21 protein-coding genes and 6 pseudogenes are annotated in these 22,526 nt (G+C 43.2%); 3 read left to right on the forward strand and 24 right to left on the reverse strand.

Annotated features, from left to right (window positions below; genetic code table 11):
- Window positions 1-62 precede the first annotated feature (62 nt).
- A complete protein-coding gene (locus BLQ82_RS12755) occupies window positions 63-902 on the reverse strand; it encodes a DegV family protein (RefSeq protein ID WP_062523162.1) in 840 nt (279 codons plus the stop codon).
- Between the two features lie 165 nt (window positions 903-1,067).
- On the opposite strand from BLQ82_RS12755, the gene BLQ82_RS12760 reads away from it, so the two are divergent.
- Entirely contained in the window at window positions 1,068-1,283 is a 216-nt protein-coding gene (locus BLQ82_RS12760; protein ID WP_062523160.1) for a hypothetical protein, read from the forward strand.
- Window positions 1,284-1,366: 83 nt separating this feature from the next.
- Here BLQ82_RS12760 and BLQ82_RS12765 read toward each other — a convergent pair whose 3' ends face one another.
- The 11 genes and pseudogenes from BLQ82_RS12765 to BLQ82_RS12815 form a co-directional block, all read right to left on the reverse strand.
- Entirely contained in the window at window positions 1,367-3,148 is a 1,782-nt protein-coding gene (locus tag BLQ82_RS12765; RefSeq protein WP_062523158.1) for a stalk domain-containing protein, read from the reverse strand.
- Between the two features lie 27 nt (window positions 3,149-3,175).
- Window positions 3,176-3,298, reverse strand: a pseudogene (locus BLQ82_RS33195) (hypothetical protein); the annotation flags it as partial.
- A gap of 177 nt (window positions 3,299-3,475) precedes the next feature.
- On the reverse strand, window positions 3,476-4,165 hold the full coding sequence (locus BLQ82_RS12775) for a metal-dependent hydrolase (protein WP_062523156.1): 690 nt from the start codon (window positions 4,163-4,165) through the stop codon (window positions 3,476-3,478).
- A gap of 139 nt (window positions 4,166-4,304) precedes the next feature.
- Window positions 4,305-5,480, reverse strand: a complete 1,176-nt coding sequence (locus tag BLQ82_RS12780) for an MFS transporter (RefSeq protein WP_074648200.1) — start codon at window positions 5,478-5,480, stop codon at window positions 4,305-4,307.
- Between the two features lie 148 nt (window positions 5,481-5,628).
- Complete coding sequence (locus tag BLQ82_RS12785; protein WP_025705455.1) at window positions 5,629-5,931, reverse strand: ArsR/SmtB family transcription factor; 303 nt, start codon at window positions 5,929-5,931, stop codon at window positions 5,629-5,631.
- Between the two features lie 152 nt (window positions 5,932-6,083).
- Window positions 6,084-8,210, reverse strand: a pseudogene (locus tag BLQ82_RS12790) (thioredoxin domain-containing protein).
- A 160-nt stretch (window positions 8,211-8,370) separates the two neighbouring features.
- Window positions 8,371-9,201: a hypothetical protein gene (locus BLQ82_RS12795; RefSeq protein WP_074648202.1), complete on the reverse strand. Its 831-nt coding sequence runs from the start codon at window positions 9,199-9,201 to the stop codon at window positions 8,371-8,373.
- 314 nt (window positions 9,202-9,515) lie between these two features.
- Window positions 9,516-9,683, reverse strand: a pseudogene (locus tag BLQ82_RS12800) (DUF255 domain-containing protein); the annotation flags it as partial.
- 189 nt (window positions 9,684-9,872) lie between these two features.
- Window positions 9,873-10,835 carry an alpha/beta hydrolase gene (locus BLQ82_RS12805; protein WP_062518894.1) on the reverse strand — a complete coding sequence of 321 codons (963 nt, stop codon included), beginning with the start codon at window positions 10,833-10,835 and terminating at the stop codon, window positions 9,873-9,875.
- Window positions 10,832-11,461 (reverse strand): TetR/AcrR family transcriptional regulator, encoded by a 630-nt coding sequence (locus tag BLQ82_RS12810; RefSeq protein ID WP_062518897.1) that lies wholly within the window; start codon window positions 11,459-11,461, stop codon window positions 10,832-10,834. The genes BLQ82_RS12805 and BLQ82_RS12810 overlap by 4 nt, the downstream gene beginning before the upstream one ends.
- Before the next feature lie 281 nt (window positions 11,462-11,742).
- Window positions 11,743-11,898 (reverse strand): annotated as a pseudogene (locus tag BLQ82_RS12815) (DUF255 domain-containing protein); the annotation flags it as partial.
- Between the two features lie 479 nt (window positions 11,899-12,377).
- On the opposite strand from BLQ82_RS12815, the gene BLQ82_RS31405 reads away from it, so the two are divergent.
- The gene (locus tag BLQ82_RS31405) at window positions 12,378-12,731 is read left to right on the forward strand and encodes a hypothetical protein (RefSeq protein ID WP_143013420.1); all 354 of its coding nucleotides are present in this window, start codon (window positions 12,378-12,380) and stop codon (window positions 12,729-12,731) included.
- On the opposite strand, the pseudogene BLQ82_RS12820 reads toward BLQ82_RS31405, so the two are convergent.
- From BLQ82_RS12820 to BLQ82_RS12845, 7 genes and pseudogenes are all read right to left on the reverse strand, one after another.
- A pseudogene (locus BLQ82_RS12820) lies at window positions 12,702-12,832 on the reverse strand (DUF255 domain-containing protein). The gene BLQ82_RS31405 and the pseudogene BLQ82_RS12820 sit on opposite strands and share 30 nt — an antisense overlap.
- A 27-nt stretch (window positions 12,833-12,859) precedes the next feature.
- On the reverse strand, window positions 12,860-13,741 hold the full coding sequence (locus BLQ82_RS12825; protein WP_062520190.1) for a hypothetical protein: 882 nt from the start codon (window positions 13,739-13,741) through the stop codon (window positions 12,860-12,862).
- A gap of 225 nt (window positions 13,742-13,966) precedes the next feature.
- Complete coding sequence (locus tag BLQ82_RS12830; protein ID WP_062520293.1) at window positions 13,967-14,968, reverse strand: alpha/beta fold hydrolase; 1,002 nt, start codon at window positions 14,966-14,968, stop codon at window positions 13,967-13,969.
- Between the two features lie 331 nt (window positions 14,969-15,299).
- Window positions 15,300-16,118, reverse strand: a complete 819-nt coding sequence (locus tag BLQ82_RS12835) for a hypothetical protein (protein ID WP_062520193.1) — start codon at window positions 16,116-16,118, stop codon at window positions 15,300-15,302.
- 69 nt (window positions 16,119-16,187) lie between these two features.
- Window positions 16,188-16,284 (reverse strand): annotated as a pseudogene (locus tag BLQ82_RS32625) (DUF255 domain-containing protein); the annotation flags it as partial.
- 174 nt (window positions 16,285-16,458) lie between these two features.
- Window positions 16,459-16,896, reverse strand: coding sequence for a DUF1259 domain-containing protein (locus tag BLQ82_RS12840; protein WP_062520196.1), 438 nt, complete (start codon window positions 16,894-16,896; stop codon window positions 16,459-16,461).
- 358 nt (window positions 16,897-17,254) lie between these two features.
- The gene (locus tag BLQ82_RS12845) at window positions 17,255-17,833 is read right to left on the reverse strand and encodes a GNAT family N-acetyltransferase (protein ID WP_074648222.1); all 579 of its coding nucleotides are present in this window, start codon (window positions 17,831-17,833) and stop codon (window positions 17,255-17,257) included.
- A 244-nt stretch (window positions 17,834-18,077) separates the two neighbouring features.
- Between BLQ82_RS12845 and BLQ82_RS12850 the strand changes: the two genes are divergently transcribed.
- Complete coding sequence (locus tag BLQ82_RS12850; protein ID WP_062520200.1) at window positions 18,078-19,166, forward strand: nucleotidyltransferase domain-containing protein; 1,089 nt, start codon at window positions 18,078-18,080, stop codon at window positions 19,164-19,166.
- A gap of 246 nt (window positions 19,167-19,412) precedes the next feature.
- Here BLQ82_RS12850 and BLQ82_RS12855 read toward each other — a convergent pair whose 3' ends face one another.
- The 5 genes from BLQ82_RS12855 to BLQ82_RS12875 all read right to left on the reverse strand — a co-directional run bounded on the left by BLQ82_RS12855 (window position 19,413) and on the right by BLQ82_RS12875 (window position 22,409).
- Window positions 19,413-19,817, reverse strand: coding sequence for a contact-dependent growth inhibition system immunity protein (locus BLQ82_RS12855; protein ID WP_062520202.1), 405 nt, complete (start codon window positions 19,815-19,817; stop codon window positions 19,413-19,415).
- A gap of 33 nt (window positions 19,818-19,850) precedes the next feature.
- Entirely contained in the window at window positions 19,851-20,468 is a 618-nt protein-coding gene (locus tag BLQ82_RS12860; RefSeq protein WP_062520204.1) for an HAD family hydrolase, read from the reverse strand.
- 17 nt (window positions 20,469-20,485) lie between these two features.
- Complete coding sequence (locus tag BLQ82_RS12865) at window positions 20,486-21,097, reverse strand: class I SAM-dependent methyltransferase (protein WP_062520206.1); 612 nt, start codon at window positions 21,095-21,097, stop codon at window positions 20,486-20,488.
- Window positions 21,098-21,380: 283 nt separating this feature from the next.
- Window positions 21,381-21,959 carry a hypothetical protein gene (locus tag BLQ82_RS12870; RefSeq protein WP_062520209.1) on the reverse strand — a complete coding sequence of 193 codons (579 nt, stop codon included), beginning with the start codon at window positions 21,957-21,959 and terminating at the stop codon, window positions 21,381-21,383.
- Between the two features lie 162 nt (window positions 21,960-22,121).
- Window positions 22,122-22,409 (reverse strand): DUF6809 family protein, encoded by a 288-nt coding sequence (locus tag BLQ82_RS12875; protein ID WP_062520211.1) that lies wholly within the window; start codon window positions 22,407-22,409, stop codon window positions 22,122-22,124.
- Window positions 22,410-22,526 lie beyond the last annotated feature (117 nt).

The following is a 22,526-nucleotide window of genomic DNA, read 5'->3' on the forward strand; positions in this document are numbered from 1 at the left end:
AAAAACCGCACACCGGGCGGGGTTTCCGGGTACGGCCTTCCTGACAGCGTTGAGGACGTATGTTAAAAAGCTACGCCGATTCCGCCTTCGCCCGCATAGGTCCCCATCACAGGTCCCATACTGGAAAATAGGATCTCTTTGAAGGGATGCTTTTCCAGAATCCGCTCCTTGATTTCCAGCGCCAGCTTCTCGCAATTGCTGTGCACAATGGCAATCACCGCTTTTTCGTAATCATGCTGTTTGCTTTCCAGCTTCGCCAGCAGGTGACTCAACGCTTTGGGAAGTCCGCGTGTTTTTTCTACCACTTCAACGGTCCCTTCGTCGCTGATCTTCAGCAGCAGCTTGATGTTCAGCACGGAAGCCACTGCGCCGGACAGCCGGTTCAGCCGCCCGCCCTTGATCACATTCTCCAGGGTATCCAGCGTAAAGTATGCGTTCACTTCTTCGATCTTATCCAGCACCATCTGCTTGAGCTCCGCCAGACTGGAGCAGGTCAGCGACCATTTGGCTGTTAAAGCGACAATAAGGGACAGGCCCCCGGAAAAGTTCTTCGAATCTATAATCTCAATCGCATTCGGATGGCCTTCTTCTTCATACATTTCCTTGGCAATCACCGCAGTCTGATAAGTGCTGCTTATATTGGCGGACATACAGACGACCATAATATCGGTGCCCGGTTCCACTTGTTTGAATTTGTTCAGGAATACCTGCGGACTGGGGCTGGCTGTTTTGGGCAGCTCCTTGGATTCGCGCATTTTGGCATAAAAAGCCGGGGTATCCGTATCTTCCGGCATCAGCTCATGCCCAAAATGAACCGGCAAATGAACGATGTCCACGTTATATTTTTCTGCATATTCCAGGGGTATATCCGAACCGCTATCGGTAATAATTTTGATGGGCATCAGAGTGCTCTCCTTTCAATTCTATTTTATTATAGTTACCCTGATGAGCGATCAATAGTACATTTTATAACTTGTCAAACAGCCCGTTTTATGCTACCTGATCTTTCTTAACGTTTCGTGATGTGATAAGGTGGAAGCATAAGCCTACAGAAATGGAGTGTAATTATGAGCAAGGGAAGAGTATGGAACAAAGGCAAGCATAACGGGCGGGGGCTGTCGAAGAAGAATATAGCGGCTGAAGAAACAGAAAACCAGGCACAGCCTGAGCAGGCTCCTGAGGAGAGCTTCATTCCGCGCATTGATACGGTCAAGCCGATGAACCGCAGCAACTGGGTAACCCGGCCGGCACGGGTGGTGCCGAAGAAACCGGAGAATAAATAATGATCCGTGATATAAAAAGGGATGAACCGTGTAGTGCTGCGGATCATCCCTTTCTGATTGATGGGGCTGGATCTGAGCCAAGCCTATTTTACGACAACTACGAATGTCACAATTGCGGCAAGATCGCCTTTTGTCAGGCTGCCAGGAGGGTTATACAAAGAGACGATATAGGTGCCTTGGCCCTGCTCCGGTTTAAAGCGATAGGAGAAACTGCCATCCTCAGCAACATTGAAGGATATCGGCTTACTCTCCACTCCATTCGCTTGACGATAGGTCAACCGAAGAGAGGAATAATTGAAGCCTTCTGACTTAATGATTCCAGTAATATCTGCAAATGAGGTTGTTTCCACATAGCCGGAAGGCCATGCTGTACCGTCACCCGCAGCCAGCTTGAGATCCATCTTCATTGAATCGTAAGCAGGATAGCTGCTGTAACGGAATGGAATATCCTTAGGCTGCAGGTCCGCTGTAAGCGGAATGCTATTGATAATACGCCCAGATGTTGCGTCACGGTATACGAGTTCATTCGCACCTGGAAGCACTGGAATGCTGACTTGATAAACATTATACTTCAGCCCGTTGTAGCCTTGTGGCGGTTGATTGTGCACAAACGACCAATCTCCTCCGGCACCAATCCGGCTGTTTTCATAAAGGAACGACGGACCTCCGGTACTGAACACCGTGAAAGGATAATCGGCTGTGACCGCATGTTTCGGAATCCGGCTATTTGTGAACCAGCTGCTGTGAAGGATTGAGACCGTTTTAGAGAATGGATCATATTTCATCTGCATTCCGAACTGCTCCGTAAAAAATTTTAACGGGACCAGTACTCTGCTGTCCGCCACATACACCGGGACTTTAGCTATTAATGCCTTCTTTTTATTGACTTCTCCTGTTTTCAGATTGAGCTTCAGCTGATTATAATATCCGCTCTCAGAGAGATAAACGGCATTCTCCTGTGGAACATACTGCATCTGCCCCTGGATGATTTTAACCACATCGGCGACTGGCAAATACACGGAACCTCCAATGACGACAGGCTTGCTGCTTAGCGTAATAAAATTGTTGGTAATTGGCTCAAACGCTTCTTTGCGTCCAACTTGCAGGTCATACTGGCTCTCGATAGGCAGCAGCACAATGTCCGCAACGTTGAGCAGATTGATCACCGGACGAAAACTGTACAGCACCGAAATAAAATCGGAGATCGGCGCTCTGCTCTCAAAGGAGTAGCCAACCTTTCCATCAAAAGTCCAATATGCGGAATAAGATCTGTTATCTCCGGCTCCCGTAACTTTGACGACCCCAGCAGCACCGGATATCGGTGCACTATATTTAGCAGCCTCCCTGAATATTTGAATAAGCCGCTCCTTCTCCGCCTGATTGCCAATTGCAGCCTGATCCGTATAGAACATCCAGTTATCCTTTTGGTATAAGAGAGTTCCCTTGTTATCTGCTGCTCTATAGGCCTCTGCTTTCATCTTCATTAAAACCATTTTGGGGTCTGGTTCCTGAACTGCTGCCGATGGCAAACTACTGTCCTTGCCGGGGAGCTGATTCGTCTTATAAGCGGACACCTCATAACCATTCGTCGTCAGCTTGCTCTTCAACCCGTAATAGTGCCAGTTAGAGCCAGGCAGGCGGGTAGGCAAGTAGGCAGTAACCGGACTATCCTTGTACAACTGGTTCGCGAGTGGTTCAAAAATGCTTTGATAACCAAAGCCAGGGTCCAGTACGACACGCTCAGCTTCCTTTCCTGGCTTCACTGTTTCCGCGCTTGCTGCATTAAACGGGAAAAAACAAATGAGGATACCCGCGGCAAAAGTTAACATGATCTGTTGTCTCATCCTTTTCTTAACTTGAGCCAATACTTAACCTCCTTAGGAACATTAATCTCAAACCATTAGACTCAATATTTGCCAAAATGTTTCATATAATGAAGGTTGATTCACTATTTTCCTGCAGAGGGTCGACTTGCCCGATCCATTGCTGCCGATAACAGCCGCGAACCCACCCCGCTGAAGCTTTAGGAATCGCTCCGTCCGTTAACGGGTGTCCACTTTCTATTCTAGTTCCACTCTGTCCGTTTCACTCTGCACTCAGCCAATACAACCCCAAAAAAAAGAACACCACCGAAGTGATGTTCTTTTTCCATAATCATTCACTTGTGCCGTAACAGCTCAACCGACTATCGTCTACAACTCCAGTGCTTCCCCATATTCCAGCACCGTGCCTCTGATTCCTTCTTCCCCAAGCGCCCGCACAAAAGCATCGGCATCCTGCACAATAGGCGGGAAGGTGTTGTAGTGAATCGGAAGCACCTGCTTGGCTCCCAGCCATTTGGCGGCAATCAGCGCATGCTCCGGTCCCATGGTGTAATGCCCCCCGATAGGCAGAATCGCCAGGTCGATGTCGTACAGCTCACCGAACATTTTCAAATCTCCGAACAGCCCCGTGTCTCCGGTATGCACAACAGTGCGTCCTTCCGCCTGAATAATGAATCCCGCAGGCATGCCGCCATAAATCGCTTTCTGCCCGTCTTCCAGCGTAATGCCGGAGCTATGAAAAGCATGAATCATCGTCGCCTTGGCAAAACCAAAATCAACCGTCCCCCCGATGTTCATCCCAATGGTCTGGACGCCTTGTCCCTCCATGTAGCCTGCCAACTCCACGTTCGCCACAACTGGCACATTATTCTGCAGCGCAATTGGGGCAGCATCCAGAATATGATCCACATGGGCATGCGTCAGCAGCACCATATCTGTCTTGACATCCTCCGGTTTGGTGACCGCAGCGGGATTGCCTCTAAGAAACGGATCAATAATTAGCGACTTGCCGCTCACCTCAATCTGAATGCAGGAATGGCCGTGGTAAATGATTTTCATGGGATCTCTCTCCTCTTCCTGTATACTCATTTCACTTACGAACGTATGAATTAATAATATATTTCAACTTCATCACCTGTCAAAAAACGTAAGGCAAGCGGCGCCGGAACCCGTGCTCACATATTAATTTCTCAGCGCATTACAGCTTGTGTTCGAGCGCAGTTTTTCTTACGGCTCCAAGACGATATAAAATCAGCGTTACACTAATCGCCAAAAACACACCAGCCGCACCGATCCACGTAACCGAAGACAGCGCAATCTGTTGAACCGCAAGTCCTCCAATCCCAGCTCCAGCGGCCATAGCCAGCTGCATCACCGACTGGTTCAGGCCGAGCATCACCCCCGACGCTTCCGGTTTCAAGGTAGTGATATGGTACTGTTGGGTCGGTCCGGTTGACCAGGCAGCAAAAGACCAGAGCAGCAGTACTGCCAGTACACCGGCAACGGTATGGGTGACAAGAGATAGGAGGATAAGCATCACTATATGCAGCAGCATTCCGCCAAATAACGTAGGATACACTCCCCAGCGATCCGCACTGAAGCCGCCAATTTTCGAACCAACCATGCTGGCGATACCGAAGATCAACAGCGCACCGCTGATGTAGCTGTCGTTAATTCCCGAAATCGAAATCAGGTAAGGAGATAAATAGGTGTACGCGATAGAATATCCTCCGAGCCAGAAGAACGAAATAGCTAACCCCAATGCCACTTTCGGTTCCTTCAGCAAAGCAAGCTGCTGCGGCAACGGAATAGGCTCATCTCCCTTGATACGTGGAATCGTAAGGTAAATTATCAGCATGGCAATCAGCCCCAGCAACGCAATTCCGATGAAAATAAACTTCCATCCGACGGCATCCGCCGTCATTCTTCCCAGTGGAACGCCAATAATCAAAGAAGCTGTGAATCCCATGACCACCGTTGCGATAGAGCTCGCCTGCCGGCCTTCCCGGGCGATTTTGGCTGCAATATTCAGTGCCGTAACAACGACTATTCCCGCTCCAAGCGCCATAATAATTCGTGCGGCCACGAATAACCCATACCCGGGCAGAACAAAGGATAGAAGGTTGGCAGCAACAAACAGGCCCAGGCCATATAAAATTAAGCTGCGTCTGTCCATGCTTGCCGTCAGTGCCATAAGAATGGGTGTACAGATGGCATATACGAGCGAGAAGATCGTGATTAATTGCCCGGCAGAAGCCAGTGAAACGCCGAATGAAAAGGAGATGCGATCTAAAATTCCGGACACAATATACTCAGACGTCCCCACCAAAAAACTAATAATAGCCAAAATATAAACTTTCCAGCTTACCGGCATGAATCGTTCAACCCCTTATTTTACTTTTATATAAAGATATATCGCGAATTGTTAATGTGTTAGAGTAAAAAATAAACAAATCGCGAATTATCGAATTGTTGTGGCGAAAAAGAAACTGAATCCTCCGAACAAGAATTCAGTTTATGGGCTATACCTCATCCTTCATAAAAGCAGCCAATTGACGAATCGCTTCCTCGTCTCTTTGGTAATACGTAAATTTGCCAATCCGTTTCGTTGTAATCAGCCCGGCCCGCTGCAGCATCGCAAGATACTGGGAAGCCGTCGACTGCGTCATGTTCAGCTTGTTCGTAATCTGGCTTACACATACCCCAACTTCAGTCATATCAATCCCTTCATGGGGTGTAAAATGGAGGTTCGGTTCTTTGAGCCACTGCAGGATCTGATAACGGGATTCATTCGACAAAGCCTTAAATACTTCGATAGGGTTCATAACCATCATTATATCGATAATTCCCGATATGTCAAACTCAAAATTAGAGATCCTTTGCAAGACTGGATATTCCGGTGAAGATGAATGAAGCCGGCCCGATTGGTAAAAGCAAAAAGCAGCCCTGGTGACAGGCTGCTTTTTGATGTTCCTTTCTAAGCCTCACGCGAACTGGAGGCTAAAAGCTCCCTGACCGCCTCCATGCTCGTGACCGGTGCACGGCAGGCAAAGTTCCGGCAGACATAAGCTGTAGCTCCACCGTTAATCGCCGGTTTGTCCGCGAGGTGGGGAAGCAGACGGAGAATCCCTTCTGCATCTCCTTCCCAGTGGACAATCAGCGCAGCGTCCGGCAGATACGCCTGCTGCACCTGGGCCAGCATACCATGCAGCGCGGAATCGTCCCGCTTCCCGGACAGCACCCATTCCCGGCCGCCTGAAGCCATCGCCAGATGGGCCTGCAAATACATCGCATATCCCGGAGGGTACTCCGATGCTGCTGTAGCCATTACCGCTGCTGTACGCTCAGCGGCCGTCTTCAGCTCCACATCCTGAGTCATCACCGACAGCTTCCACAGCAGCTTCGCTGCCACCGAGTTCCCCGAAGGAAGCGCACCGTCATACAGCTCCTTGGAACGGATCGGCAGCTCTTCCCCGTCATGACCGGTGAAAAAGAACCCGCCGCCTTCCCGATCGGCGAACAGCTCCAGCAGTCCATCCTTAAGCGTCAACGCCCGCTCCAAATGAACGGCTTGGCCTGTAGCTTCGTACAGCTCGGTCAGTCCCCAGAGCAGGAACGTGTAGTCGTCCAGATAAGCAGGAATCGCGGCATCGCCATCCCGGTAGCGGGCCAGCAGCCTGCCGTCCTCACGGCGGCGCAGCTTATGCCAGATAAAGTCCGCCGCCGCGGCTGCGGCTCCAGCGTACTCCGGCTTTTGCAGCGCTTTGGCTCCCTTTGCCAGCGCTGCAATCATCAGCCCGTTCCAGGCCGTAAGCACCTTATCATCCTTCGACGGATGAATGCGCTGCTCCCGGTAGGCGAACAGCTTCTCGCGCCATTCCTCCATCCGGGTCCGCAGTCCCAGCGGGTTCATACCCATCCGTTCCGCCATGTCGTCCGGCAATCCTTGCAGCAGATTCGGGATATTGGCACCTTCAAAATTCCCCTCAGGTGTAATTCCGTACACATGGCAATAGGAGTGCATATCCTCCAGGCCAAGCGCCTCCTCGATCTCCTCACGGGAGAAGACGTAGAACTTCCCTTCCACCCCTTCGGAATCGGCATCCTCCGCAGAGTAGAAAGCCCCTTCCGGCGAAGTCATATCCCGTTGCACATACGTGAAGATTTGCTCCGCAATCTCCGCATAGAGCAGTTCCCCCGTGATCTGGTACGCCTCTAAATAAGCAATAGCCAGCAGCGCATTGTCGTAGAGCATTTTCTCAAAATGCGGCACCAGCCACTCCCGGTCCGTGGAATAACGCGAGAACCCGTAGCCCACATGGTCGTACATGCCGCCCCGGTACATCGACTCCAGCGTCTTCTCTACCATACGTAGCGCTTCCGGCTGGTTATACATCTGGCTGTACGCCAGCAGAAAAGACAGATTATGCGGCGAAGGAAACTTCGGCGCATTGCCGAACCCGCCGTATTCTTCATCGAACTGGCGGCGGTATAGCTCATACGCTTCGTGCAGCAGCTCTTCTCCGGGAACTCCTGCCCCGCCTTCTCCGGCACGTCCGGAATTCTTACGGTCCAGCGATTGAAGATCCGCCAGCAGTTCGTCCCCGAGCTGGTCCAGCGCTTCGCCGTCCTGCTCCCATTTACGGTGAATCTGCTCCAGTACATCCATCAGCCCAATCCGCCCGAACATCTGCCGCTTCGGAAAATACGTCCCCGCATAAAACGGCTTCTTCTCCGGCGTCAGCAGCACCGTTAACGGCCACCCCCCGCTCCCCGTCAGCGCCTGACACACCGACATATACAGCGCATCAATATCCGGCCGCTCCTCGCGGTCCACCTTAATGGCGACATAGTGATCGTTAAGGAGCTTAGCGACTTCCTGATCCTCGAAGGATTCTCTTTCCATTACGTGACACCAATGACAGGTTGATTAAAGCCACAACTACGAATACCCAACAGATAGGAAGATCGGCTTATTGTCGCGCTTAGCGACTTCAAAAGCCTCGTCCGACCAAGGGAACCAGTTCACCGGGTTATGTGCGTGTTGCAGCAAATACGGCGACTTCTCCTTAGCTAATCTATTGGGTACTTTTTGAGTTGTCATGGGGCATCACCTCTTTTCGATGGGATTTGGGTAAAGTATTGCTTAGGGTTAGTTTACCCAAAAAGGTGGGGGAAGGCGCATAAAAAACTCTTGCATAACTTTCATCTAACTTACGGGCATTCATGAACCCTCAGAGAATCATCCTGATTCACCTTAAAAATCACTTGTATTTCTTTAATACTGTAATTTGGTTTTTAATTGAATACACCTCTATTTGTGTACCAAATTCGTTAGTGGTCGCTTCTCCATAACAAACTATTAAGGAGTTCTCTATTGATTTAATAAATTCTTTATTCTTCTCTGCGTAATCCCATCTAATAAACAAGGAAAAATCCTGTGTATTCTTATACATTGGATTATTCCCTTTTGTTAGTGGAATCTTAATGTTATTCTTAATAATCTGAGCAGATCTTGTATTGCCTCTTAAAATACAGATTGCTCTTTTTTCTTGCGATTGTTCTATTCTTTCAATAATTTCATCCTGACTCCCAATTAATTCTTTCAATTTTATAGTGCTTCCATCTTCAATTAAAAGCTGCAACTCCTCAAACTCTGGCTTTAATTTGAAATAATTCTTATTATCTAATAAATTTATCAGACTATATATAAATTTCCTACTTCTTTTACCCGCAAATACCTTGGCTTTTTTTGATCTGTTAACACTCAAGTTTGTTTGATTACTATCTAATCTCTTTGCTCTAGGAAGTATTGTTGATACTAATAGTTCAATTTCACCCACATTTTCATATTTTTCTTTCTGGCTTTCTATAATAGGTACAACACAGTTACTTTTGTGACTAGTAAGAGGCCAATTTTTAAAATGAGGATCATTATGCTCTTTACCTCTGGAAAATTGAACTTTCACACCACAAAAAATACAAGTAAATTTATCTCTAGTCTTCTCATACTTGTAAAACTCACCATCTACATCAAGTGCACACAAATACTTTTGCTTTCTATTAAAATAAATTGCATGACTCATTCTTGACATAACCATCCTCCAATTTCACATCAAGTTAGGATAATGTTCTGGTATTCATGAAACCTAACGAATTAAGACCATTAGGCTAGGAACGACTGTGCTTAGCCGTGTAGGGGTATCCGTGGAGACTACCTACATGAATTGTCACTTGCGGATCAAGATAGGCCTATTGCAATAAGTACTCCATTCTTATGTAGGCTAATAGGATATTCCCCTAGTATTACTTTCGCATATTTTTGTACCTATGAACACGGCAAAAGTATGGCGAATCAAAAAAGCCGCCATCACAAGGCAGCTTTATAATTATTTTATTGATTTACACGAACATCCCACCAATGACATGTGCTATAGCCGATGGATAAGAATACGGTCTTATTCTCTGCTACTGCCTTTGCAAAGGCTTCTTCACCCCACGGATACCAGTCCACTGGATTATGGGCATGCTGTAGTAAGTATGGTGATTTTTCTTGTAGTAATCGGTTTGAAAGAATATTAAGACAAATGGATACGAAATGCTTATCTCATATACGTTCGTGAATAAATACCCCCTCTTTTGCAACGACAGCTTGAGTCGATCTTATCACCATGCTCTACACTACAGGCTAAAAATGCTTGATATTATTGGGTAGTTTTACTTCGTCAGGACAACTCCTCCACTAGTTGGCTCTCTTGGACTGGAATTATTTTCCTACATACTCATCCATAAAGCGGTCTACTCTTTGGAAATATTCAGTCGGGTAGTGGTTGAGAGCATCGATATGTTCCGTATTTTGCGGGTACCATACTTCTGCACTTGGGTTATCTTTTAAGGACTCGTAGATAATTTCTGTATTTTTATAACTAATTTGCTGATCTCCAGTACCATGAATGAGCATAACTGGCTTGTCTTGCATCTTTTTCACCGCATCCATAGGAGATATGGAATCAAGATCAACCTTAAAGGCCCAATTTGCCATCCAAGTCGATGTATAACTGAAGGGAAACGCAGGTAACCCTGAAAAGAAGGGCAAACCCTCTCTCAGAAATAGACCGGCATTACGAAAAGGACTATCTGCAATTACGGCTTTGATGTCATCACTTTCACTTGCGGCTAGCAAAGAAGTAGCAGCACCCATTGAAAAGCCGATCACTCCAATGTTATCACCCGTATGGTCTCTGGATTTTAAATAACTCACCGCTCCCAGCAAATCGTACTTTTCATTGCGGCCCAGGGTAATCAAATCACCATCGGATTTACCTTGCGAGCTGAGGTCGAATGCCAATACATTGTAGCCTTTCGGTACGAAATGCTCTACTAACTTTGGGGTCCGCCCTTTGACTAAACGATTGCTCGTGTATCCATGGACGACAATAATCGTCTGATTACTTGCTTTACCAGAAGGAAAAAAGGTCCCTCTAATCGTATTATCATTATTCAAACTCTTGAACTCGACCTCTTCGTAGGGAGTTTTAGCCATATTCAATTCGTAGCTGACATTAGTGTCTTTAGGATGATGCAGCAAGGTGTCTACTACTTTATAAGATATAAAAAACACAAGAGCTATCACAAGCAAAAGCACGATCCCCAGGCTCCATAAAATTTTCTTCCGTCTTTTCACACGAACGTTAAATGTCAGATCGGGTTGTAATGATGTTTGACTCATTTAGACTCCTCCAGTTTTTCTTTAGATTGTATAGGTGCGAACAAATAAAAGGCATGCCCCTTAAGATTTTCCCATTCGGGATGATGAATAATCTCTTCTCCAAGAGTTAAAGCCACTCCATTTAAGAAAGAGATATAAGCACGGGAGATCATTGCCGGAGAAAAGCTTTTGTTGAATTCTCCCATGGACTGCCCCTTGGCATAGACGGATTCGATCTTATCTGTCATTACCTTTATACTTTCAAGGACCTTCTCTGTAAGTTCAGGGAACCTTATTCGTTGTCCTAAGACAGATTGAGCAAGCCGTAATTCATTTGTATAGAAGTAGATATGGTCGAATTGTTCTTTTACCATGTTCTTGATCAATACCCCCGGCGTCCCCTCTTGTTGTAGACAAGCAAGTGATTTCACCTGAATATCAGCAAGCGGCTCCAGGACAGCGGCGTAGAATAAAGCTTCTTTACTAGGGAAATATTGAAAAATGGTTCCGGGAGTCACTCCCACACTCTTCGCAATAATAGCCGTTGTGGTATTTGAATATCCACTTTCTGCAAACAGGACTACAGCTTCTTTTAAGATACGTTTACGCCGCTCCTGTCTTTTTTCTTCATTGACGGGTCTGGCCAAATATATTCTCCTCTCTTTAAACAAAATCTTAATTAATTAATTGATCATTTATTTAATTAATAATATATCTTTAATTACGACTAATAGCAAGAGTGAATTTATCTTACTTACGAGCAGGATGAAACTCAAAAAAAAAAAAAAAAACAAGCTGGAGTGCTGCCAAACATGCGCCTCCGGCTTGTTTTTATCAGATTCCACCAGCAAATGCTGCAAGAGATTCTACAATAATTGATTCACGCGAACATCGCACCAATGACAAGTTGACTTAAGCCATACTACGAATACCCAATAGATAAGAAGACGGGCTTGTTATCGCGCTTGGCGACTTCAAACGCTTCTTCCGACCAAGGGAACCAGTTCACCGGGTTATGAGCATGTTGCAGCAAATACGGCGACTTCTCCTTGGCTAATCTATTGGGTACTTTTTGAGTTGTCATGGGGCATCAACTCGTTTCGTGTTGGATTTGGGTAGAGTATAGCTTAGGGTTAGTTTACCCAATTTGGCGGGGATGGCGCAAAGAAAAAAGGCACCGCGAATACGATATCTAATTACATCCTTAGATATTAATCACAGAACAAAAAAGAGGGGGTTCCCCCTCAAAGTTAAACAATTAATTTTCAAGGCGAAGGCGAACCGCTGATACCTTTCTTCGTAGAGCCGTTTATCAGATGTCTCTTTCATGGATGTATAATTTCTTCACTACTCATTTTCATCGTTACCTTGAACTCATTTACCATTAATGACCTGGTTTTGCGATTTAAGAGACTTCGTTAGTTTCTTATTTACGTTCTAAAAGTTATACATAGGGATTGATTAAGGTTTTGAGCTACGGAATTTGAATATATTAAAAGATGATTGTAAAGACGTATTTCATTATAATGGAAATATATGTAAAATAGTTAATGAGGTGATGAATTGACCACAAAAAAACGCAAATTTGTAATTGCAGTGGTTGTTATACCTATAATTTTTATACTGGGGTTTCTTTTTATGTTTACCAATATAATAAATCCTAACACAATTTTTGTGTCACAATGTAACGTAACAAATAATTCAATATCAATAAAGGGTGCTTTTACAGATAGTGCAAATAAGTATAGAGGATATAAACTTACTTATAACGATAATACGCTCTATATAAAAATAAAAGGAAGTCTATTATCATTTAATGGATCAGCTGGGGATTTTAATATTTCAATTAATAATAATTTTGGTAACATTATTCACACAAACATCCCTTCAATGGCAGGTGGAATAACCGACGGATAAGAAGATCGGCTATTTTCCGACTGCGCTTTGGCAAAAGCCTCTTCTCCCCGAGGGAACCAGTTCACGGGATTATGAGCGTGTTGTAATAAATACGGGGGTATTTTTCATTTATGATGCTTTTCCTGCTTTTAGCTAATTACAATCTCTTGGCTGATAGGAATTACTGCCTTTTTATCTTCCTGCTCTTCAAAGTTCCCATGTTTATCTAGCGTATAACAACTCTTTATCAGGTAGCCCTGTTGACAATTGGGACAATGACCAAATTTAAATCCATATTTAACATTAGTATCGGAAGCTACATCCTCACAAAGCGCCTTTTGTTCAGTGATATACGTTGTTAATCCTTCACCGTTGTTATTATGTATGTACTGATTGATTTCACTTATTACCGGCTCTATCATCTCGCTATTTACGTCCAAAAGTTTATGTTCCTGTAAATACGCTTTCTTACACGAAGAACAATGTGTCTTACCACTTGTCACCAGTAATCCGACACATAGACCGCCTATTAATAATCCAACACATTGTATGAGGAATTTGCTGATGTTTACCCACTTATTTGGTTCAATATCTATTGCATTGCTTACATGTCCTCTTGAAAATATGCTTAAACTGCTATTATTAAATTTATAATCATAATAGTTCAATAGTGTTATAGGTTCATCTGATTCTCCAAACACAAAATGGCTTATATGCTCCCCCTCAAACTTATAATTAATCTCATTCGATGGTGAGACGTATGCCATTCGATATTCTCCATACATAAACCCGCTAAATGAAAGTAATATGAAAATAACCGACATTAAGTAGTTGTTTTTATTCGGCTTTAATCCCTGTCTCACAATTTTATAAAAATACCCGAAGGTGGCTATAGCTCCGAGAAAAATCCCCCCTGCTGGAATAACGAAAAACATAGAAAAGCTAAAAAAGTTAAAACCCAAGGTACTCAAGATAAGCAATTGCACAATTACTGATACTACCGCTGTTATTACTCCCCAAACCCATTTCATAAATATGACTTCCTCCTCTTTCTGAGTGGTATATATTTTAACATCCGATGAAAAATACTCCAACAATAAAAATTACAGCATTTTTCGACAGTTTAATCTTATGTTTTTCCTTAAATGTGAACGATCAAAAAAATGCTTCGACATGACATGCAAGGAAGCTTGCACATGATGCCGTAGCATGGTTACATCAAATAATTACAAACAAACTTTCATTTTAAAAATCATCTACTTGTCTTTTTTCACTTCTTCCATAAACGCCCTAAAGTTTTCAACGATTTCTTTTGATTTGGTATGGTGTAAATAATGTGTTCCTTCAAATGTCATCACTTTTCCATGTGCAGAATCCTTTATTTGCTCTTCATGTAGTGTTGACCATCCTTCAATTGCTGTACTATCCGGTTGTAAAAAGAATATAACAGGAAGGTTTTTTGGGAATGTTAAATTTTTAGCTGCTTTATAATTAGGAAACATATTTTCTATTTCATTCACAATGGTAGGATTTCTGAAGTTTTTGAACGAAAGAATTCTCATTTGTTCTTTTGTATCATCATCAACTGGTATTGCAGCATAGGGGTCAGCACTTAGTTTCATTATCAATCTGGCTAAACCTGACTTTTTGAGTAGGGAAATTGTTGTATTTGATATTGGAGATTCAACAACCTTATCACCGTATTGTTTTGGAGCACTGCTATCGATCCCGACGAATGCACTCACTTCGTGTTCATATTTGTTCACATAATCTAGTCCGTAAATGCCTGCAATGGAGTGACCCATTAGGATATACCGGTCAATTTTAAGACCCTGTAAAGCTTCATGAATTTCACTTACAATATTTCCTATGCTTCGTTCTTTTTCGGTTCCATCACTTAATCCATAACCAAAAGGCTCAATCACTACGACTTTGTAAAATGGTGATAACTCTTCTACTAGCGGCTTAAAATCCAGTGCTGGTGTTCCTGTTCCCAAACCTGGTAGTAGCACGACTGTTTCTTGGCCTTGTCCTTGAATCAAGACATTCATGTTTTTCCCGTCTACGGTTACAAACTGACAATAGGATTTTATTTTTCCTTCCTCTGATTTACTGCTGATCTTATCAACGACAAAAACAATGGCAAGAAAAACGACGATTGCTATAACTAATACTGCTAATACCTTAAGTAAAAAGCTAAGTAATTTTTTCATCTTACTAGCTGTTTTTTTGCCTGTTGCTGGTGTATCCAAGTCCATTTTCTTCACCTCACGAATGTTCACTCGTATCTTCTCCTGTCGTTATTACTGTATTGGGCTGCCTTATCGACCGTTAAGCTAGCCTATACGATAGAGATGTACTCCCCATGACGACAATATGTACTGAATATGAACAAGTAGTTTTTGCTATAAACCGGGTATTGAATGTTCGCAAATAATGTAGCTAATCCCATCCTTCCAAACAAAAAACTCCTGCAGAATTATCAGCAGAAGTTCTAAAAATTAGGATTTATGCGAACATCCTGTCAATGGCAGGTACGTGTTCTTTTGGGTACTTTTTGAGTTGTCATTAGGCACCACCTTATATAAATTACTGGTTTATCACGAATACACCAACCTGCTCTCCAACCTGTCCAATCCACAGTTCTCCGTTACCAATCATAACACCTTTCCAATTGACAAATACTTGATCGACTTTTTGCGCCAATAACGCCTGCTTAACTTTAGCAGTTATGATTTTGTCGTATTTTGCAATAAAATCCTTCTTGGTTTTGATTTGCATGGTTTTTCCGTTATGATTCACTTTCAACGGGTACACCATCAAACTGGCTACTTCAGATTTTTTTCCTGCTTTAACGTTTTTCTGGAGCAAACTGAAGTTATGCTCAAATACGATTGGATTTTTGATGCCTGCAACTTCATAAGGATTGTTAGTGACATTAACCGCAATAACTCCAAGTTTATTGTTTTGTTTACCTATCCACAAATCTCCATCTCCAACCATAATTCCTTGATAGTTCACAAACACCTTATCGGCCTTTTGAGCCAGCAGATTTTCACGTACACTAGAAGTGAAGATACGATCGTATTTCTTATTAAATTCATTCTTGTTATAAAAAACATATTTTTTATTGTCTTTGTTTAAATTCATTGGATAAGAGATCAGATCTGCCACTTCTGCTGGTTTGTTTCCCTTAACTGCTTTTTGTAATTTTGCAAAATAAGTAGTAAATTCTGCAGGATCGTTTATGCCCGCAACCTCATAAGGATTACTGCTATCTGAACTCGTTACGGAAGCTGGTGTTGAAGTATTGCTACCTTGTTCAGCCCAAGCCGGACCGGAAAATACTATGGTGACAATTGAGAAACTCAAAATAATTGCGGCTTTTTTCATGCTAGAGTTTGTCATAATGGTTTCCTCCAAAATTAAAATTGGTTTATTTTCAGACTTAGCTTTGACGAAAGCTTCATCTCCCTACGAGTACCAATCCACGGGATTATAGGCATGCTGCAGTAGATAATGGGGACTTTTCATTTATCAATCGACCAGGTTTTTGACCTTCTTTAATCTCCATTATGTAGCCTCCTTTGTACGATATGTGCCACTGTTAATATTACCCATCACAAGACAAAAAGACACTAACGTTGAGTTAGCGCCTTTAGCGATAAACCCCTATTTCACATGGGTCCTCCTTCTAATCGTGTATGTAAGACACTAACAGGGGGCTAGTGTCTCTATTTTTATATCCTTATTTTTTAGCAGGCTTACAAATAAATGGACCCACAGGTTTGTTCGTCAATACCTGGGATGCTTCACGCACATTTTTAGCAAAAACCAGCGGACGCTGAATTGCCTCCCAATGGATATACCAAATATTTGGATTTGCGAATAACCAATGATTATGAAGAGCTGTTATTTTAATTCCTGATTTTCGAAGTCTAGAGATAAACGGGTTTATTTCCTTCGTGAGTATCACTGACTCTCCAAGACATAACGCCCTGCCATCTGCGCCCACACTCTCGAAGGAAATGCCAAAGGGAAGTGTGAAAAGGCCTTTTGAACGTCTGCCTAATATTTTCACCTTAATATTTGTACGCAACTTAGTGGCTACACATACTCCGTTTACGACTTGTGCTTCACCTCCAAAAATCTCAGCAAACCTTCTGCACTGTGGACTTATACTCATATCTTATCACTCCCCATCGTTAGATAAGATATAGTATTTTGAAGTGAAAACTATTGGAACGGTGTTTATCATTTAGTAGAAAAATTGAGTAGAATAACCAGTAGGTCTATTAGTTTAGTGTAATCAAAAATACGTCTGACGCCTTCCAAAAAATACAATAGATCCGTTCACCGGAAGCTCAGCCGTGTTCTTCCCGCTAATATGAATTCAAACAAGCGTTATTGGACAGCCTGATAAACACCGGTATTTCACTGAAAAAGTCAAAAAATCCGCCCGGTTCCCTGAAACCGCCCACCTATTCTCCCCGTTTCGTACTATCGAGCTCCTTTTGGGAGCGCCCTTTTTTCGTCCGCTCCACTTAACCCAACTTCATTCTGAAATTCTTATTCCGGCCAATCACATACTCCATCTGTATATCAAACGGCTCCAGCGCCACATGATGCGCGTTAATTTCCACCGCATCAACACAGCCCATCGCCCGGTAAAAAGCCTGTGTTTCTTCCGCGGAATGCGCAGAGATATACAGCTTCTGCGCACCCCACGCTTCAGCCTGCTGTGCCGCCATCATAAACAAACTTCTTCCAAGCCCGGCGTGGCGGAAATCCGTGGAGACATGCAGCTGCATTAAATCCGCATACTGCCGCGAACTGCCGAACAGCTCGCGCAGCAATGCAGCAAACGCGGCGATTTGCCCGTTATGCACAGCACATATGACCTTTCCCCCATAATGAAGACATCTATGAAAATCCTCTGCAATGATTTCGTTTTTGGTCGCTGCGTCCCAGTTATCAATGAATGGCGCATCCACCAGCTGCCGCTCCCCTTCTACTGTGCGCCAGACACGGGTTACCCGTTGAAATCTGTTGAAGGAATCCAGCAGGCCCGGCTGCAAATCATCCAGGCTCAAGCTTTTAAATTCTATATTTTGAATCCTCATTGTCTCCATCATCCCCACTCTCCAACAATTCCTCTCTGCTCCTTACCAAGGAACCCCAGCCGCATCAATGCGCCTATAGTATACTCTGGAAAAAAACTTGAACAGTAATTTATTTCCACATCCAGAAGGTAGACATGCCTATGGGCCAAAAATAACTATAACCATTTAGTAACTATATGATGCATTCCTCTCATGTTATGTTGGAATGACAAATACTGGTGAACATGCTAAGGAGCTATACACTATGGATGAACATACGAAACACAAATTGCTTGAAAAAAACGAACAGCTCATCAACATGGTCATTGAGCGCGTAAAACGTGATTTTCCAGAAGACATCGCCATTATAGGGCTCTCGGGCTCGTTTTTAACGGGTGATTTTCATGAAAAAAGCGACCTGGATCTGATCATTATTAACAATACGGACAGAGGTTGGGAGATATCGTCTTGCTTTATATTTGATGACGTTGGTTATGATATCTACTGCACTCCGTGGAATCCGCGCATTGAACAGCAGGCGAATCTGGAAAGTCCCATGGTTTCTTCGCTTATCAATATGAAGGTGCTTTACTGTGCCAAACCCGAAGATTTGGAGAGATTGAAGGGTTATCAGCAAAAGGCGCTTGTTGAACTGGCCAAGCCCATTGGCGAAGCATCCCTTGCCAGGGCACAGGCGTATATCAGTATGGCAAAGCAATACTATGCAGAAGCTTTGTTGGCAGAGGAGATCGGCGCTGTACGTTATGCGTCAGGCAATCTGGCTCTTGAACTCTTCAACGCGATTAACTGTCTCAATAATACATTCTTTCAGCAAGGGACCAAGCGATATCTGGAAGAGCTGCGCCCATTAAAATATTTGCCCCATAATTTCGAGCAAACTTATCTGGACTTGGTAAATGCCCGGTCGGCGGATGAACTCAGAAGCGAGGCCTTCCGTTTATTGAAAAATACAACTGTGCTTTACGATGAAATGCAAGCCGAACTGGTTGAACCTCCGGTTCCAACCTATGATAATCTAAAAGGAACATATGAAGAATTATGGTCCAATCAGAGAAATAAGGTCATTGCCAGCACACAGGCCAAGGATAAGTCTTATGCCTTTCTTACCGCGCTAAGCGCTCAGGATTTCCTGGATGAGATGCTGGTTAGCCGGGGAACCGCGAAGTTCGATGTCATGAAGCATTTCTCGCCGGATGCGCTGGAAACTTTTCAGGAACGTTTTATGGAAATGATGGACGAATACCTTGATGAATATAAAAAAGTCGGCAGGGAAGTTGCCCGCTATGAGTCTATTGAAGAGTTAACCAAAAGTTTTATGGGCGGCAGCGCATAACATAGAATCGGGAAGCCGGCTATCCGACTTCCCTTCTTTAAATGGCTATCCACCAAAACACGCCATATTTATCAATCAGATTTGCACAATACCGGTTCCAGTCGCATGGCCCCAAAGAATCAATAACATTACCCCCGTTGCTCAATACATCAAATGCTCTTCGGACAGCATGCATGTATTCGTTCTTCGCTTCATTTTTTAGTTCCAAACTTTTTCTTCCCCATATGTGATCGACAATTACCTTACTTATTCATAGCTATGCTTGTACTGGCTTACAATTTCAGTGAACGTTTCTATCTCAATCTTTAATGAATCTATTATGCTATCTAGTTCATAGTGCAACCTGCTATGTTGCTTCCAAAAACTCTCCTCAATTCTAACAATTGTATATAACAAGTCGCCCATATATAATTCACCTGAATTAAACGGATTCCTGGCAAGTCTGTACAATGCAATGGGCACTAAATATTCAAGTGAAATTTGCTGGAGTATCATTAGTCTGAGATCTTCATTAGTCCAATATTCTAAGGGCAGCTTTCTTAATTCATGTACTTTAATGATTAAACCTGTTGAATGGATTGGGGCGTCTCCCCAATCGGTGTTCTCAAGTTCATCCAGACACTTTTTGAAATCTATATCTTTTAAGTCCATGCAGAATCTCCCCCTTCCGTACAGAAACGCTAGCTAAAACAGCTCTAAAAGTCCCTCAAAACTATGAATTACATAATCATAATCACTAACTTCTCCAAATCCGTAACTCGCAAATACGAAAGGAATTCCGGCATCTCTTGCAGCCTTCAGATCCTTTTCCGTATCGCCTACGTAAACAGGGCTCTTTAAGTTATTTCTTTCCATGACCAGTTTGATATTCTCACCTTTGGACAACCCGGTTCTCCCCGGATTCTCAAAGTCTACGAAATACTTTTGTAATTGATGGTATTCGTAAAAAGCTTCTATATATCCGGCTTGGCAATTACTCACTATGAACAGCTTATATTTTGCAGATAACACTTTAAGGACCTCTTCCAACTGTTCAAATAACTTTCCCCCTCGTTCAGCCAGGCTTACACACTCCACTTCATAACACTGTCCTAAAATCTTTTGCTGTGCCTCTTCATCTAAGTCGGGAAACATTTTTCTGCCGGCCTCATCCGCTTGCAGACCCATAATTCCTCTTAAATCTTCCTTAGTTACTTCCCCTATGCTCCCTTTATATTCGCTCAGTACTCTGTTCCATACATCTGCAACAACATCCAAGGAATCCCATAACGTTCCATCCAGATCAAAGATCATGCTATCCATTTAAATTCTCCTAACTTTTAGTTATTTATTGTTGGTTTCGCCCAAATCAGATGAACCATATTCAGCCAGTGGCTTTCCACTTTATCGATTTGCATACGTGACTCATGGATCAGTCCAATAATATCTCTTGTATGATGGCATCCATAAACACGATATAACAGCGGATTAAGCGCTTTTTGCATAACAGCTACCATAAAGTTAGAACTGAGCCCATGCTCCATGAACAGGATTACCCCGTCCGGTTTACACCAGCGGTTGACTTTATCTAACATCCTTAGTGGATTCTTATAGCTGCAAAAGGATAATGTAGAAACAATAGTATCAAACGACTCATCGGAAAAGCTGATTTCCTCAATATCAGAACACATAAATTCGGCGTTCAGATGATGGTACTTTGCTGCCTGCCGTGCTTTGTCAATCATTGCCTTACTAAAGTCCGCTGCAGTAATCTTGACTTCCGGAGGATAAAACGGAAAATTAGCACCTGTGCCTACTGCAAGTTCAAGCACATTGCCCTTCGCATGACCTATAAGATTCTGCCGCCAGCGCTGTTGTTTGGGATCTTCTCTTTTTTTGTCATATTGGGTGGCTTGTCTGTCAAAAATATTTATCAACCGCTGTTTATCCATCTTCTGCTGATCAGCTCATTCCTTAATAAAATACGGTAAAGCTTTCAACTATTGAATCAATAACCACCTGCGGGTTCTCAATATGTATGTTATGTCCGCTATCAGTTACTTCAATCTTGTGGTCTTGGAGAAAGCAGGAAATATTTTTAAAGCAGTTAATATCTTTAGTATACCAATTTTTGAGAATACTTGTAAAAACCAAAAGAAATTAACTTCGTTGTCCTTGAATTTGTTCTTCAGGAAAACGAGCAGTCATTTCATCTTCATGCATTGGCTTTCAACTCTACTGAGCCCCAAACATCTCATCAATACTATGTATTTCAATCCTATCTTTCTCTGCACGGTAGTCATAATATTCGTGTTCCTCATCAATAAGGATCTCTTTACTCCTTAGGAACCCGAGCAATCTGACTGCCTCTTTCCTTATGCTGTCCATGTAACTTTGATTTTCCAAAGACTCTTCTTTAAGAATCTCCTTGTATTCATCAGAAGTTGTAATATAGGTTAAAGCAATATACCTCAGAAAGGTGTAGCCGTCACAATAATCATCATACAATATTTCCAATGTTTCCAATTGCTCTGTTTCATCCTCATTCGTTAATAGGTCATCTAACTTTAAGATGATTCGTTCTTGTTCAAACGGGCCAAAATGGATCATTCTTCTGATTTGCTTCTCCGTTTCATCAAATGCATATTTGTCCTTGTAGTTTCTGGAGATAAGTTCGAAGTATTCCTTCTCACCAAAAATCTCTTCTAATTCATCATGTTCATACACCCACTGCTCAAATGCTACAAGGGATTGCTCATCCTTTTTATTTCTAATGAAGTAATACAAATAACGTTGTGCCGTGATTTGATCCATTACTCACACCTCGCATAATCCAATCTTGTTAATCGTCCAATGATTTTAATCATTAGTTTCATCCTTCATCTTACATTTACTGCAGTCTTTACTATGATAATATCATATTTCCTGTATAACATTATTCCCCCCTCACAACATAAGTCTTCTTGTCTATTTCCCTTAACCTCCAGCACCCTTCTCCCAAGTCCCCATCACCTCAATCATCATCAACACCCCCAGCCGGAACTCTTCCGTATATGCGGCAGCTGAATACATGGAGGTGCTTTGCCCCAATAGATCAATTAACTTTTCCAACTCATCGTACTCTTTCGGTGATAGATTCTTGTGATAAGCTTCAATTAATGAAGAAATCTTTCGATTCAGTTCGGGGTATTCGGAATGTTTAGGGTGTATGTCTTCGTCAGGCCTGATGTTGCCATAGAACAAGGCTTCCAATATACTGCCCATGATTCGCCTCCTATGTATACCTAATATAAGCTCTCGCACACAGTATCTCTGCTGTAGCATACACGATCGAAACGCAGTACATTGCATTTTAGCGATATAATCACTAATACTTTTTAT

This window comes from Paenibacillus jilunlii (assembly GCF_900102965.1).
Taxonomy (GTDB): Bacteria; Bacillota; Bacilli; order Paenibacillales; family Paenibacillaceae; genus Paenibacillus_AQ; species Paenibacillus_AQ jilunlii.

Excerpts from the sequence above, each read along its gene's own strand:
- BLQ82_RS12755 (WP_062523162.1), bottom strand. The coding sequence starts at position 902 with ATGCCCATCAAAATTATTACCGATAGCGGTTCGGATATACCCCTGGAA.
- BLQ82_RS12760 (WP_062523160.1), top strand. The coding sequence starts at position 1,068 with ATGAGCAAGGGAAGAGTATGGAACAAAGGCAAGCATAACGGGCGGGGG.
- BLQ82_RS12775 (WP_062523156.1), bottom strand. The coding sequence starts at position 4,165 with ATGAAAATCATTTACCACGGCCATTCCTGCATTCAGATTGAGGTGAGC.
- BLQ82_RS12780 (WP_074648200.1), bottom strand. The coding sequence starts at position 5,480 with ATGCCGGTAAGCTGGAAAGTTTATATTTTGGCTATTATTAGTTTTTTG.
- BLQ82_RS12785 (WP_025705455.1), bottom strand. The coding sequence starts at position 5,931 with ATGAACCCTATCGAAGTATTTAAGGCTTTGTCGAATGAATCCCGTTAT.
- BLQ82_RS12795 (WP_074648202.1), bottom strand. The coding sequence starts at position 9,201 with ATGTCAAGAATGAGTCATGCAATTTATTTTAATAGAAAGCAAAAGTAT.
- BLQ82_RS12805 (WP_062518894.1), bottom strand. The coding sequence starts at position 10,835 with ATGAGTCAAACATCATTACAACCCGATCTGACATTTAACGTTCGTGTG.
- BLQ82_RS12825 (WP_062520190.1), bottom strand. The coding sequence starts at position 13,741 with ATGAAATGGGTTTGGGGAGTAATAACAGCGGTAGTATCAGTAATTGTG.
- BLQ82_RS12830 (WP_062520293.1), bottom strand. The coding sequence starts at position 14,968 with ATGGACTTGGATACACCAGCAACAGGCAAAAAAACAGCTAGTAAGATG.
- BLQ82_RS12835 (WP_062520193.1), bottom strand. The coding sequence starts at position 16,118 with ATGACAAACTCTAGCATGAAAAAAGCCGCAATTATTTTGAGTTTCTCA.
- BLQ82_RS12840 (WP_062520196.1), bottom strand. The coding sequence starts at position 16,896 with ATGAGTATAAGTCCACAGTGCAGAAGGTTTGCTGAGATTTTTGGAGGT.
- BLQ82_RS12845 (WP_074648222.1), bottom strand. The coding sequence starts at position 17,833 with ATGAGGATTCAAAATATAGAATTTAAAAGCTTGAGCCTGGATGATTTG.
- BLQ82_RS12850 (WP_062520200.1), top strand. The coding sequence starts at position 18,078 with ATGGATGAACATACGAAACACAAATTGCTTGAAAAAAACGAACAGCTC.
- BLQ82_RS12855 (WP_062520202.1), bottom strand. The coding sequence starts at position 19,817 with ATGGACTTAAAAGATATAGATTTCAAAAAGTGTCTGGATGAACTTGAG.
- BLQ82_RS12860 (WP_062520204.1), bottom strand. The coding sequence starts at position 20,468 with ATGGATAGCATGATCTTTGATCTGGATGGAACGTTATGGGATTCCTTG.
- BLQ82_RS12865 (WP_062520206.1), bottom strand. The coding sequence starts at position 21,097 with ATGGATAAACAGCGGTTGATAAATATTTTTGACAGACAAGCCACCCAA.
- BLQ82_RS12870 (WP_062520209.1), bottom strand. The coding sequence starts at position 21,959 with ATGGATCAAATCACGGCACAACGTTATTTGTATTACTTCATTAGAAAT.
- BLQ82_RS12875 (WP_062520211.1), bottom strand. The coding sequence starts at position 22,409 with ATGGGCAGTATATTGGAAGCCTTGTTCTATGGCAACATCAGGCCTGAC.